The 13,191-nt window shown below is 75.9% G+C and carries 11 protein-coding genes and 1 tRNA gene; 4 read left to right on the top strand and 8 right to left on the bottom strand.

The genetic code is table 11. The annotated features are described in order from the left end of the window. Positions 1-20 precede the first annotated feature (20 nt). From ACI79T_RS03820 to rarD, 4 genes are all read right to left on the bottom strand, one after another. A complete protein-coding gene (locus ACI79T_RS03820; RefSeq protein ID WP_456608724.1) occupies positions 21-2,894 on the bottom strand; it encodes an alpha/beta fold hydrolase in 2,874 nt (957 codons plus the stop codon). 77 nt (positions 2,895-2,971) lie between these two features. Continuing rightward, positions 2,972-4,111 carry a LytR C-terminal domain-containing protein gene (locus ACI79T_RS03825; RefSeq protein ID WP_456608725.1) on the bottom strand — a complete coding sequence of 380 codons (1,140 nt, stop codon included), beginning with the start codon at positions 4,109-4,111 and terminating at the stop codon, positions 2,972-2,974. A 347-nt stretch (positions 4,112-4,458) separates the two neighbouring features. Then, the gene (locus ACI79T_RS03830; RefSeq protein ID WP_456608726.1) at positions 4,459-4,797 is read right to left on the bottom strand and encodes a DUF3263 domain-containing protein; all 339 of its coding nucleotides are present in this window, start codon (positions 4,795-4,797) and stop codon (positions 4,459-4,461) included. Positions 4,798-4,914: 117 nt separating this feature from the next. Then, positions 4,915-5,832, bottom strand: coding sequence for an EamA family transporter RarD (rarD, locus tag ACI79T_RS03835; protein WP_456608727.1), 918 nt, complete (start codon positions 5,830-5,832; stop codon positions 4,915-4,917). A 63-nt stretch (positions 5,833-5,895) separates the two neighbouring features. On the opposite strand from rarD, the gene ACI79T_RS03840 reads away from it, so the two are divergent. Next, complete coding sequence (locus ACI79T_RS03840; RefSeq protein WP_456608728.1) at positions 5,896-6,294, top strand: DUF5313 family protein; 399 nt, start codon at positions 5,896-5,898, stop codon at positions 6,292-6,294. Here the strand turns inward: ACI79T_RS03840 and ACI79T_RS03845 are convergent. After that, positions 6,294-6,366 (bottom strand) — tRNA-Thr (locus tag ACI79T_RS03845). The genes ACI79T_RS03840 and ACI79T_RS03845 overlap by 1 nt on opposite strands. 96 nt (positions 6,367-6,462) lie before the next feature. Beyond that, positions 6,463-7,140 carry a hypothetical protein gene (locus ACI79T_RS03850; RefSeq protein ID WP_456608729.1) on the bottom strand — a complete coding sequence of 226 codons (678 nt, stop codon included), beginning with the start codon at positions 7,138-7,140 and terminating at the stop codon, positions 6,463-6,465. Between the two features lie 155 nt (positions 7,141-7,295). Here ACI79T_RS03850 and ACI79T_RS03855 point away from each other — a divergent pair, with 155 nt between their 5' ends. The 3 genes from ACI79T_RS03855 (at position 7,296) to ACI79T_RS03865 (ending at position 10,777) form a co-directional block, all read left to right on the top strand. Next, positions 7,296-8,069: an ABC transporter permease gene (locus ACI79T_RS03855; protein ID WP_456608730.1), complete on the top strand. Its 774-nt coding sequence runs from the start codon at positions 7,296-7,298 to the stop codon at positions 8,067-8,069. Positions 8,070-8,178: 109 nt separating this feature from the next. Next, a complete protein-coding gene (locus ACI79T_RS03860; RefSeq protein WP_456608731.1) occupies positions 8,179-9,453 on the top strand; it encodes a S1C family serine protease in 1,275 nt (424 codons plus the stop codon). 43 nt (positions 9,454-9,496) lie between these two features. Continuing rightward, the gene (locus ACI79T_RS03865; RefSeq protein WP_456608732.1) at positions 9,497-10,777 is read left to right on the top strand and encodes a DUF445 domain-containing protein; all 1,281 of its coding nucleotides are present in this window, start codon (positions 9,497-9,499) and stop codon (positions 10,775-10,777) included. Between the two features lie 28 nt (positions 10,778-10,805). On the opposite strand, the gene rlmB is transcribed toward ACI79T_RS03865, so the two are convergent. Continuing rightward, on the bottom strand, positions 10,806-11,783 hold the full coding sequence (rlmB, locus tag ACI79T_RS03870; RefSeq protein WP_456608733.1) for a 23S rRNA (guanosine(2251)-2'-O)-methyltransferase RlmB: 978 nt from the start codon (positions 11,781-11,783) through the stop codon (positions 10,806-10,808). After that, positions 11,765-13,171 carry a cysteine--tRNA ligase gene (cysS, locus tag ACI79T_RS03875; protein ID WP_456608734.1) on the bottom strand — a complete coding sequence of 469 codons (1,407 nt, stop codon included), beginning with the start codon at positions 13,169-13,171 and terminating at the stop codon, positions 11,765-11,767. Before cysS ends, rlmB begins: the two co-directional genes overlap by 19 nt. Positions 13,172-13,191: the final 20 nt, after the last annotated feature.

Below are 13,191 nucleotides of genomic sequence, written 5' to 3' on the forward strand. Positions count from 1 at the left end.
TGCTCGCTCGGGCGTCCTTCTCACGACTCCCCCACCAGCGCCAGGAAGGCGTCCTCGAGCCGTCGCCGCGGCGTGAACTGGTCGACGGCGATGCCCGCAGACACGAGCGCCTGCAGCACGTCGGCCCGACGCGCGCCGTCGAGCTCGGCCACCAGGCCGTCGTCGGTCCGACCGGCGGTGACCCCCGGCAGGGCGGAGAGGACGGCGATCGCCCGGTCGGTGTCCGCGTCGTCGGCCAGGCCGACCAGCACCGAACCGCCGGCGCCGACGATCTCGTCCACCGTGCCCTGCGCGATCTTCTGCCCCTTGGCCATGACGACGACGTGGCTGCAGGTCTGCTCGATCTCGCTGAGCAGGTGGCTGGAGATGATCACCGTGCGGCCGGTGGCGGCGTAGTCGCGCAGCACCTCGCGCATCGCGTGGATCTGCGGCGGGTCGAGCCCGTTGGTCGGCTCGTCGAGGACCAGGAGGTCGGGCAGGCCGAGCATCGCCTGGGCGATCGCGACGCGCTGGCGCATGCCCTGGCTGTACCGGCGCACCGGCCGGTCGATGGCGGCACCGAGCCCGGCCACCCGGATGGCCTCGTCCATGTGCGCGTCCTCGGCCGGCCGGCCGGTGGCCGCCCAGTAGAGCGTCAGGTTGTCGCGGCCGGACAGGTGCGGCTGCAGACCGGTGCCCTCCACGAACGACCCCAGCCGGGACAGCACCGGCGCGCCCGGGGCGGCGGCGTGGCCGAACACGCTGATCCGCCCCTCGGTCGGCCGGATCAGCCCCATCAGCATCCGCAGCGACGTCGTCTTGCCGGCGCCGTTGGGGCCGAGCAGTCCGAGCACCTGACCGCGTCGCACCTCGAAGGAGAGGTCCCGGACGGCGACGAAGCCGTCCTTGTAGGCCTTGGTGACGCCGGTGAACCGCAGCGGGACGTCCTCGCCGTCCGGCTCCACCTGCGAGATCTGCCGACGGCGGCGGCTGCCCCACCAGCGGGCGGCCAGCCAGCCGAGCAGACCGAGGGCGGCGACGACGGCGAGCAGCACCCACCAGCGCGAGGTGCCGCCCGTGGACTCGCTCCGGCCGTCCACCACCGGCGCCGCCAGCTGGGTCGTGCCGTCGGCCACCCCGTTGACCGCCCCCGGCCCGGCCAGGCCGACGGAGTAGACCGCGGCCTCGTCGGGGAGGGCGTAGGCCTGGTCGGTGGAGGACACCAGCACCCGCATCGTGTGGCCGGCCTCGAAGCGGTGCACGATGCCGGGCAGCGTGACGCTCACCCGGGTGGGGACGGTGGGATCGGTCGAGAGGCCGGTGAGGGCCAGGGGCGCCACCAGACCGCCGGGCAGCGTGCTGGCGCCGTCCGGGCCGACGTCGTAGAGCTTGGCGAACAGGGTGGCCGAGCCGCTGGGCGAGGCCACCGCGAGGTCGACGGTCGACGCGCCGACGACCTCGACCGCGGCGTCGAGGGGCTCGCTGTCGAAGGCGGCGAACTGCCCGGGGAGCTCCGCGGTGGTGCCGCCGAGGGCCGCGGTGAGGGCGCCGAGGCCCGGGACGGTGGTGAGCGCCGCGGGCGTCCCGCCGGCGGGGGTGACGACCGGTTGTACGGGCCCGGCGACGGTGACCGCCCGGCGGGTGGCCGGCTCCGCGCCGTCCAGCCCGGGGTAGTTCTCCGCGACGACGGTCTGGCCGCCGCCCTGCACGCTGCCGATCGAGGCGCCGAGCCCGGTGGGCGACGGGAACTCGAAGCCGGTGCCGGGGTCCTCGCCCTCGCCCCGCAGGTGCCAGTCGAACCAGCCGGCGACCAGGTCGCGCAACTCCTGCGCCTGCCGGTCGGACGACGACGCGTCGTGGCCGCCGGCGAACCAGACGACCTTCACCGGCGTCCCGGCCGCGGCGATCCCACGGGCGTTGGCGTCGGCCTGGCCGAGGCCGAAGAGCGAGTCCTGGGTGCCCTGGACCAGCAGCGTGGGGGCGTCGATGCGGTCGAGCACGCCGGCCGGGCTGCTGCGGTCGAGCACCGCGGCGACCTCCGGCGTGAGCGTGCCCGAGGCGGCGGCCGTCTGGTACGCCTCGCACACCTCGATCCGGAACCGGCCGCAGGTGAGCAGCAGCTCCGCGGCCTCGGGGTTGTCGGCGGCCTGCTCGAGCAGCGCGGGCGGGAGGGCGCCGAGGGCGGCGCCGGACGCGGCGCCGGGCGCGCCCCCGCCGCCGCCGAGGGCGTCCAGCAGGCCGCCCGACGAGCCGATGCCGAAGAACAGCCCCGACCACAGCCGCTTGTAGACGCCGGCCTCCTCCGTCTGCGGGACAGCGGCGACCGTGTCGGCCGCCGTCTCGCCGGTCTGCGACGGGAACAGCGCGGTGGTCAGCGAGTGCCAGGTGATCTGCGGCGCGATGGCGTCGATGCGCTCGTCGTAGGCGGCGCCGAGCAGGGCGAGGGCCCCGCCGTAGGAGCCACCGGCGACCCCGACGCGCGGGTCACCCTCGCCGTCGAGCTCGACCTCCTCGCGCTCGGCCAGCAGGTCGAGCAGCGTGGAGAGGTCGGCGATCTCGTAGCGCGGGTCGTTGAGACCGATCCGGCCGGTGCTCGCGCCGAACCCGCGGGCCGAGTAGGTCAGGACGACGTAGCCCCGCTCGGCCAGGTCGGTGGCGTCGTCGGCGACCGACCGCTTGCTGCCCCCGAAACCGTGCGCCAGCACGACCGCGGGAGCCGGACCGTCGGTGCCCGGGAGGTACAGCGTGGTGTCGAGCTCGACGGCGTCGTCACCGGAGCCCGACGGAACCAGGGCCTCCTCGGTGCTCACCTCGGCGGCGCCCGCCGGGGGCGCGAGGACCAGCAGGCCGGCGGGCAGGGCGAGGGCGAGCAGGGCGGCGGCCGTGGCGCGCGCACAGCGCGGGCGGGGACGCACGAGCCCGCGGAGGGAGCGCACGGAGCGCCCAACGGCCGGGCGCCCGTGCGTGTTCCGGGCGCCCGCGGCGATCGGGGTCAGGGCTGCCAGTTGCCCGTGGCGACGACGACCAGGCCGGGCGCCGGGACGTCGGTGACCTCGAAGAAGCGCGGTGCGGGGCCGGCCAGCTCGGGGAACTGGTCGATCAGCTGCAGCGCGGCCTGGCGCTGCTGCTCGTCGCCCTCGGTGAAGAACACCGTGGTGGCGGCGACATCGGTGCCCGGGTAGGCGCCCACGCCGGGCGACTCCCAGCCACCGGCGACGACGACCCCGGAGATCTTGCCCGCCAGCCCGGTCACGCTGGTCGCGTTGAGCACGGTCACCGGGACGCGGACGGGCGTGGTGACCGGCGGCTCCACGGCCACCGGGTCGAGGGAGAGCGTCGGGATGGCCGCGGTCGGCGCGGCGACGGCCGGCGCGCTGGCCGGGGCGGGCGCCGACTGGGCGGCGGGCTCCTCGTTCGCGGGCGCGGTGACCTGGTAGACGCCGAGGACGGCACCGGCGACGACGGCCATGGCCACCAGGCCCGTGAGCACGCGCCGCGGCTTGCGCTCCGGCTCGTCGTCGAAGATCACCTCGGGCGTGCCGTTGCGCTTGGCCGCCTTGCGGCGGACGGCGTCGGCGGCCTGGCGCTCGGCGCGGTAGGCGGCCCGGCCGCCCTTGACCGGACCGGTCCCGTGGACGGCGGCGCCGGCCACGCGGTCCTCGGCGTCGATGTCGATGTCGCCGTACGCGGCGTCGAGGTCGTCGTACGCGGCGTCGAACTCCGGCGCCCCCTCGCGGCGGCTGGTCGTGCCGCGCTCCGGGATGGCGGTGGTGGCCGGGGCCGGGGGCGTCCGCAGCACGTCCACCGCGGCGTCCGCGGCGAGGCGCGACCGGCCGGTGCCCTCGGTGCGGGAGGGCTTGGTCCAGTCCCCGTAGGACGACGGCGGCGCACCCGACGGCGCGGTCTGGCGCGGGACCCGGGGCACGCGCGGGACGCGCGGGGCGGGGGTGCGCCCGCCGAGGCCGCCGCTCGGGCCGGTGGTGACCAGGGGGTCGTCGTCGACCAGGACCGGGGACGCGGGCAGGCTGGTGGCCCGGGCGGGCCCGCCGGACAGCGCATCGCCGGCGGCGACGGGGGCGAGGACGTCGCGGGCCGGTGCCGCGATCTCCTCCCGTGGCTCGGGGTGGGGCACCGCGCGGAACGGTGCGGCACTGGTGCGCGGCGCGGGGGCGGCTGCCGGGCGGGGGGCGGGCGCGGCGGCACCGCCGGCCGGGCGGGCACCGGCCGGCACCGGGGGCAGCGGGAGCCGGGGGCGCGAGACCTGACGGGCGCCGTCGCCGGCGGGCGTGTCCAGCAGGACGTCGCGGCGCCCGGAGCGCTCGCGGCCGGGTGCCGTGGCGTGGTCGCTCAGCTGCGCGGCCCTGTCGGGCCCGGCGCTGTCGGGGGCATCGGTCCGGCGCCGCCCGGCGGTCGCAGACGCGTTTCCCTGACCTACTCCGTCACTGCCTGACGCCGCGTGCCTGCCCACGGTGACTGAATCTAATCCATGTAATTCGCATTGCCCAGGATCTGCGGCGAACGGGTTCGCTGTCGCGCCGTGCGCAGCCGGCGGAGGCGCCGGACCACCAGGGGGTCGGCAGCCATGGCCTCGGGGCGGTCGACCAGGGCGTTGAGCGCCTGGTAGTACCGGGTGGGCGTCGTGCCGAACAGGTCACGGATCGCCGTCTCCTTCGCGCCGGCCCGCCGCCACCACTGCCGCTCGAAGCCGAGCATGTCGTGCTCGCGCCGGGACAGCCCTGCGCCGCTGACCTGCGCGGTCGCCTCCCCTGACCCGTCGGCCCGGGGCGGGGAGACCACGGGGGCTGGGTCGCTGCTCATGTCGGTCCATCTCCTGCCACGCTCCGCCTCCCGGGGACCCCCGGGCGGCTCGAGAACGACCGTAGCGCCGGGCACCGACGTTTCCGGACGAGCGCCGCGCCGTGCTCCCACGGCTGCTCAGGGGGTGGGGACCACGGCGTCCTGGCCGGCTCTCCGGGCGCCGGCCCGAGCGTGTCGCAGGGTGTCGGCGGTGAAGACCGCCAGTGCCACCCAGACGATCACGAAACCGGCCAGCCGGGCGGGCGGCATCGGCTCGTCGTAGACGAAGACGCCGATGGCCAGCTGCATCAGCGGGGTCAGGTACTGCAGCAGGCCCACGGTGGACAACGGGATCCGCCGGGCGGCCGCCGCGAAGAGCAGCAGCGGCACCGCCGTCGCCACGCCTGCGCTGGCCAGCAGCAGGGCGTGTCCGACCCCGGCGTTGGCGAAGGTCCCGTTCCCGCCGGTGTGCAGCACCGCCAGGACGACGCCGGCCGGCAGGGCCACCAGCACGGTCTCCAGGAACAGCCCCGGCGCCGCCTCGACCCGCACGACCTTCTTCATGAGGCCGTACAGCCCGAAGCTGAGGGCCAGCCCCAGCGCGATCCACGGCGGGCGCCCGTAGTCGACGGTCAGCACGACGACGGCGACGGTGGCGATGCCGACGGCCACCCACTGCAGCGGCCGCAGCCGCTCGGCGAAGACCACGACCCCGAGCAGGACGCTGACCAGCGGGTTGATGAAGTAGCCGAGCGAGGTCTCCACGACCTGGCCGGAGTTGACGCCGTAGACGTAGATCAGCCAGTTCACCGCGATGAGCACCGCGGCACCGGCCAGCACCAGGACCGTGCGCCGGCTGCTCACCGCCGCACGCACGTGGCCCCACCGCCGGACGACGGTCAGCAGCAGCCCCACGAACAGCAGCGACCAGAGCACCCGGTGCGCGACGATCTCCAGCCCGCCGGCGGGCTCCAGGAGGGGGAAGTAGAGCGGGAACACGCCCCAGAGCGCGTAGGCGCCGAGCCCGGAGACCACCCCCAGGCGACGCTCGTCCACGGCCGGACGGTACGCCCGGGCCACGCGGCGTCGGGCGGCGCATCGGCGGCCTACCGTCGGGGCGTGCGCAGACAGCGGCCGAACCCCCTGCAATGGGTCTGGTACGCCCTCGGTGGCGGGCTCCCCCGGGAGCTGGCGCCGTGGGTGCTGGCCGACACCACGTGCAGCACCTGGGTCTGGCGGCACCTGGCGCGGGCGCTCGTGCAGCTGCTACCGGTCGTCGTCGTCTGCCTGCTGCTGGTGCCGGTCCCGCTGGCGTACCGGATCAGCGCCGCGGGCGGCGGCCTGATGCTGGGCCTGCTGTTCTCACTCGCCTACATGGTGGAGACCATCGAGCACCGCGTCGCCAAGGCCGGTTACCCGCCGGGCACGGCGGCCCGGGTGCGCGCCGAGCGGGTCGAGCGCACGCGGGTCGAGCGTCTGGGGCGCTACCGGCGCGACGGCGCGGGCAGCTTCGACTGAGCCGACGAGGGGACTCGAACCCCTAACCGCCCGATTACAAGTCGGGTGCGCTACCAATTGCGCCACGCCGGCGGGACATGAGCTCCAGGCCCCGGCACCAGGATAGGGACACCCCGGAAGACGTCCCGCATCGCCGGACAACGGCCGGGCGCCCCTGCCGACGGTCGGTCAGGCGGCCTCGGTCTCGGTGCTGGGGTCGGCGCGCGGCGGCTCGCTGCGGACGAAGCCGGCCGGGTCCCCGCCGCGCAGGGGTCCGGCGGCGAGCCAGCGGGCGAAGCCGGCCGGGTCCCGCCGCTCCAGCTCGTCGAGCACCTGGGCACGCCGGGAGACGATCCGCTGCCGCGCCGCGGGGGCCAACGAGCCCTGCAACGCGGTCCCGGTGCGCAGCCACTCCTCGCCCAGCGCCGCGGTGGGCAGCCCCGTGACGGCGGGGGACGGCGGCGCCCAGCCGCCGGCGACGGCATGGACGCCGGACGCGGTCGCCGGGCGGGCTGCCGCCTCCCGGCGGTCGCGGGCCCAGCGCGCCGCGGCCCAGACGGCGACGCCGGCACCGACGAGCAGCAGGGCCAGCGCACCGCCGGCCAGCACGGCGGTGCCGCTGACGACGAGCAGGGCGCCGATCGTCATGGCCGCGGCCTGGCCGGCGGCCTCGACGGCGGAGCGACGCGCGGGCGCGGGGTCCTCGCGGGCCACCCCCGCGGCCACGCACCCGGCCAGCGCGCCGGAGACGCAGACGGCGACCAGCCCGGGACCGCGCAGCGCGATGCCCCCGACGACGGCGACCACGGCGGCGCACACCAGACCGAGACCGATCAGGAACCGGAGGAAGGGACCACGGACAGGCACGGGCAGTCTCCACGGCGCGCTGGAACGGGGCTGACGCCGGGAGGCACCCGCCGTCGCCAGCGCCACTACCCCGCTGCGGACGCCGATGCACACGCGACCGCGAATCGATCACCCGCTCCGCCGGGCCCCGGTGGCACCCGGCAGGATCGGCGGTCGTGGGTTCCTCCGTGGTCGACGTCGACCTGCGCCTCGGCGTCGTCCTCGTCGCCCTGACCGCGCTGGCCGCAGTCAGCGGCCGGATGTCGGGTCTCGGCGAGGACCGCGCGGTGCTGGTCGCCGCGGCGCGGGCCACGGTGCAGCTCGCCGTCGTCTCCGCGGTGCTGCTGGTCGTCGTCGACTCGCTGTGGCTCTCCGCCGCCTTCGTGCTGCTCATGGTCACCGTCGCGACCGTCACCGCGGCCGGCCGGACCACCGACCTCCCCCTGCGCTCCCCCGGCGCCCTGCCCCGGCTGGCCGCCACCGCGCTCCCGGTCGTCGGCGGCGCCGCCCCCGTCGTCGCCCTCGTCCTGGCCAGCGGCACCGTGCCGCTGCGCGGGGAAGCGGTCATCCCGATCGCCGGCATCCTCGTCGGTGGTGCGATGACCGCCACCTCCCTGGCCGGCCGGCGGCTGCGGGAGGAGCTGGCCCAGCGGCACGGCGAGGTGGAGGCGGCCCTCGCCATCGGCCTGCTGCCGCGCGACGCCGTCCTCCTGGTCGCCCGCCCGGTCGCCGGCACCGCGCTCGTGCCGCCGCTGGACCAGACGCGCACCGTGGGCCTGGTCACCCTGCCGGGCGCCTTCGTCGGCGTGCTGCTCGGCGGCGGGACCCCCCTGGAGGCCGGCGCCGCGCAGCTGCTGGTGCTGATCGGGCTGCTGGCCGCCGAGGTGCTGGCCGTCTGGGCGGTCACCGAGCTGGTCGCCCGCGGTCGGCTGCTGCCCGTCCCCCGCTGAACACCGCACCCAGGAAGCTCACAGGCTCCCTCCAGCGTTGCACCAGCAGAGGGTCGGACAGTAGGTACCGACGCAGCAGCCGGACGGCTGCCAGGAGAGGACCGCACACGTGAGCGACCACCAGTACCCGGGCGCCGGCCAGCAGTTCGCCTGGCAGCCACCGCAGCAGCCGACGACGCCCCAGCCGATGACCCCGCCGACCTACCCCGGTTACGGCGGCCTGCCCACGGCCACCCCGCCCGCTCCGGCGACCGAGCAGCCCGCCGCCCGCCGCGGCGGACGGCTACGCATCGGGCTCGTGGGCCTGGTCGCCGGCGCCCTCATCGGCGGCGGCGCCGGCGCGGGCGTCACCGCGCTGCTCGACGAGCCGGTCGGCACGACCGGTGCCTCGGCCTCCGCCCAGAGCGTGACCATCGAGAACCCGGAGCGGGCGACCACGGCCACGGCCGCCGCGGCGAAGGCCGCCCCCAGCGTCGTGACCGTCTACGTGACCACGGCCACCAGCGCGGGCAGCGGGTCCGGCGTCGTCCTGACCGCCGACGGCTACGTGATCACCAACAACCACGTCGTCGCCGCCGACGGCGCGGGCTCCGGCACGGTGCAGGTGCGCACGGCCGACGGCACCCTCTACGACGCCGAGATCGTCGGCACCGACTCCTCCTTCGACCTCGCCGTGCTGCGGCTGGAGGGCGCCGACGACCTCGTCCCGGCGACCTTCGCCGACTCCGACGAGGTGCAGGTCGGCGACATCGCCGTCGCCATCGGCGCCCCGCTGGGCCTGTCGAACACGGTGACCGACGGCATCATCAGCGCGACCGGGCGGGCCGTGGCCACCGGGTCCACGCAGGACGACGCCACCGTGCTCGACGCCACCGTGCTCGACGCCATCCAGACCGATGCCGCGATCAACCCCGGCAACTCCGGCGGCGCGCTGGTCGACGGCGCCGGCGAGGTCATCGGCATCAACACCGCCATCGCCACCGTCGCCTCCAGCGCCCCCGGGTCGCAGTCGCAGAGCGGCAACATCGGCGTCGGCTTCGCCATCCCCGGCAACACCGCCCAGCGCGTCGCCCAGGAGATCATCCAGACCGGGACCGCGAGCCGCGCGTTCCTGGGGGTGACCGCGAGCACCGCCGCCGACGACCAGAACCGCGAGGTCGGCACGGGCGCGGAGGTGGTCACCGTCGAGCCGGGCAGCGCGGCCGAGGAGGCCGGGCTGCAGGCCGGTGACGTCGTCACCGCCGTCGGCGACCGCCCGATCACCACGTCCACGGAGCTGACCGCGGCGATCCGCAGCCGGACGCCCGGCGAGACGGTCGAGCTGACCGTGCGCCGCGGCCTGGAGACCCGCACCGTCGACGTCACCCTGGGCCAGACCAGCTGATCCCCGGGCGGCCACCCGGAGCCCGGTCCCTAGGCTGGGCCGGGTGGCCGCTCCCCGACTGACCGCGCCCCTCGCCGAGTCGCTGGACGACCCGGCGCGGGCCCGCGACCTGGCCCGGATGAAGCGGTTGGCGACCGGGTTGTTCCTGCTCGCCGCCGCGGTCTTCCTGGCGTGCGTGCTGGTCGGCGAGGACGCCGGCGCCTGGATCGGCTACGTCCGGGCGACCGCGGAGGCCTCCATGGTCGGCGCGCTCGCCGACTGGTTCGCCGTCACCGCGCTGTTCCGGCACCCGCTGCGGCTGCCGATCCCGCACACCGCGATCATCCCGCGCAAGAAGGACCAGATCGGCGAGAGCCTGGGCGCCTTCGTGCAGGAGAACTTCCTGACCCGCGCCGTGGTCGAGGAGAAGCTCACCACGGTCGACGTCCCCGGGCGCCTGGGTGAGTTCCTCGGCGCACCCGGACGGCCGGAACGGCTGGCCGGGGACGCCGCCGCCGCCGTCACGGCGCTGACCGAGCTCCTGCGGGACGAGGACCTCGAGCCGGCGGTCGCCGCCCTGGTGGACCGCAAGCTGCACGAGACCCCGGCAGCGCCGGCCCTGGCCCGGGTCCTGGAGCTGGTCGTCGACGGCGACCGGCACCAGGAGGTCCTCTCGGCGGCGCTGCGCCTGATGGCCCGCTTCCTGCACGAGAACCGGCTGGTGTTCCGGGCCCAGCTGGGCGACGCCTCCCCCGCCTGGGTGCCCGACTGGGTCGACGACCGCGTCTTCGACCGGGTCTTCGCCGGTCTCCAGGGCTTCTTCGACGAGGTCGGCGCCGACCCGCGGCACGAGCTGCGGCGGTCCTACGACGCCCGACTGCGCGCCTACGTCCACGCGCTGCGGACCGATCCCGACACCGCCGCCCGCGTCGAGGAGCTGAAGCAGGAGGTCCTCGAGCACCCCGCCGTCCGCACCTGGTCCGGCTCGCTGTGGACCAACGCCAAGAACGCGGTGCTCGTGGCCGCCGCCGATCCCGACTCCGAGCTGCGGACCCGGCTCACCGCGCTGATCCTCGACGGCGCCACGATGCTCCGCACCGACCCGACCGTGCGCGAGCTGGTGCAGCGGCACGCGCACGGCGTCGCGGGCTACCTGGTCGAGCGGTTCTCCGGTGACCTGGCCGAGCTGGTCAGCAGCACCGTCGCCCGCTGGGACACCGACGAGACCAGCCGCCGGATCGAGCTCCAGGTGGGCCGCGACCTGCAGTGGATCCGGGTCAACGGCACCGTCGTCGGCGGCCTCGCCGGCCTGGTGATCTACACGGTCGCCCAGCTGCTGGGCTGAGCCCGGTCGACTACCGGCCGAGTCGCGATCAGCGGCGCGCTGCTGCGGCCGCGTACAAGGCGATGCCGGCGGCGACGCTGACGTTGAGGGACTCGGTGTCGCGGTCGATCGGGATGCGCACGACGACGTCGCACTTCTCCCGCACCAGCCGCGACAGCCCGGTGCCCTCGGCGCCGACGACCAGCGCGACCGGGTCGGCGAAACCGTCGAACTCGTGCAGGCCGACGTCGCCGTCGCCGGCCAGGCCCACGGTCATCAGTCCGGCGTCCTGGTAGGAGCCGAGCGTGCGCGCCAGGTTGACCGCCCGGGCCACCGGGATCCGGGCCGCTGCCCCGGCGCTGGTGCGCCAGGCGGACGCGGTCATCCCGACCGCCCGACGCTGCGGGACGACGACGCCGTGCGCGTCGAACGCGGCTGCGGACCGGACGACGGCACCCAGGTTGCGCGGGTCGGTGACCCCGTCCAGCGCGACGAGGAGCGGCGGCCGGCCGGAGTTGGCGGCCAGGTCGACGAGGTCGTCGGGGTGCGCGTAGTCGTAGGGCGGCACCTGCAGGCCGATGCCCTGGTGCAGCGCGCCCTGCGACATCCGGTCGAACTCGGCCTTGCCCACCTCCATGAGCGGCAGCCCCCGCTCGGCGGCCAGCGCCAGCGCCTCGGCGATCCGCTCGTCGGTACCGCGCTGGTTGTCGCCGGTCACGACGTACAGCGCGTTCGCCGGGATCTTGGCTCTCAGCGCCTCGACGACGGGGTTCCGGCCGAGCAGCAGCTCCGGCTGCTCCTCGGCCTTCGCGCGCGCACGGGCCCGGTCGGCCCGCTGCCGTTGCTCGGCGGCTGCGCGGCGCTGGGCCGGGTGGCCGGGCCGCGCCTCGGCCGGCGGGGTGGCACCCCGGCCGGCGAGGGAGCGGCGGTTCTTGCCGCCGGTGCCGGCGGTGGCGCGCTTCTTGCCCGCCCCGTCGCTGCGTCCGCGGCGCTGGCTGTTGCCGGCCATCAGTGGGTCAGCTCCCATCGGGGTCCCTGGGGGGTGTCCTCGACGGTGACGCCGAGGGCGGCGAGCTGGTCGCGGATCGCGTCCGCCGCCGCGAAGTCCTTGCGTGCCCGAGCGGCCTGACGCTGCTCGAGGGCGAGTCCGACCAGGCCGTCGGTCGCCCGGACCAGCTGCTGGTCACCGGAGCCGGTGGCGGCCCAGTGCGGGTCCATCGGGTCCAGGCCCAGCACGCCCAGCATGGCGCGCACCGAACCCAGCGTGCCGGCGACCGCGGCGTCGTTCCCGTCGGCGAGCGCCGTGTTGCCCTCGCGCACCGTCTCGTGGATCGCGGCCACGGCGGCGGGGGTGCCGAGGTCGTCGTCGAGCGCGACGCTGAAGTCGGCGCAGAGGACCGGCGCCCCGGCGTCGGCGCCGACCCGCTCGGCGGCGCGCTTCACGAACGACTCGATCCGCCGGTAGGCCGCCGCGGCCTCCTCCAGCGCCGAGTCGGTGAACTCGATGGTGGAGCGGTAGTGCGGCGCCACCAGGTAGTAGCGCAGCTCGACCGGCCGGACCCGCTGCACGACCTCGTCGACCAGGGCGGTGTTGCCGAGCGACTTGCTCATCTTCTCGCCGCCGAGGGTCACCCAGCCGTTGTGCAGCCAGTACTGCGCGAAACCGTCACCGGCGGCGCGGGACTGCGCCTGCTCGTTCTCGTGGTGCGGGAAGCGCAGGTCCAGACCGCCGCCGTGGATGTCGAAGTCGGCCCCGAGGTAGCGCTCGGCCATCGCCGAGCACTCGAGGTGCCAGCCGGGCCGGCCGCGACCCCAGGGCGTCGGCCAGGAGGCGGTCTCCGGCTCACCGGGCTTGGCGGCCTTCCACAGCGCGAAGTCGCGCGGATCCCGCTTGCGCTCGTCGGTCTCGGTGTCGGCCGCGGGCTGCAGGTCGCCGAGCTTCTGCCCGGTCAGCGCGCCGTACTCGGGGAAGGACCGGACGTCGAAGTAGACGTCGCCGTCGACCGCGTAGGCGTGCCCGCGCTCGATCAGGCGGGCCATCAGCTCCACCATGTCGGTGATGTGCCCGGTCGCCCGCGGTTCGTAGGTGGGCGGCAGGACACCGAGGACGTCGTAGGCGCGGGTGCAGGCGCGCTCGTTCTCGTAGGCCCAGGCCCACCACGGGACACCGTTCGCGTCGGCCTTCGCCAGGATCTTGTCGTCGATGTCGGTGACGTTGCGGACGTAGGTGACGTCGAGCCCCTGCGCGGTCAGCCAGCGGCGCAGCACGTCGAAGGCGAGGGCGGCGCGCACGTGGCCCACGTGGGGCGGGCCCTGGACGGTGAGCCCGCAGACGTAGACCGACGCCTCTCCCGGACGCAGGGGGACGAAGTCCCGGACCGCACGGGCTGCGGTGTCGAAGAGGCGGAGGCTCACTGCGCCGAGTCTACGGAGGC

This window comes from Blastococcus sp. SYSU DS0619, from assembly GCF_054051035.1.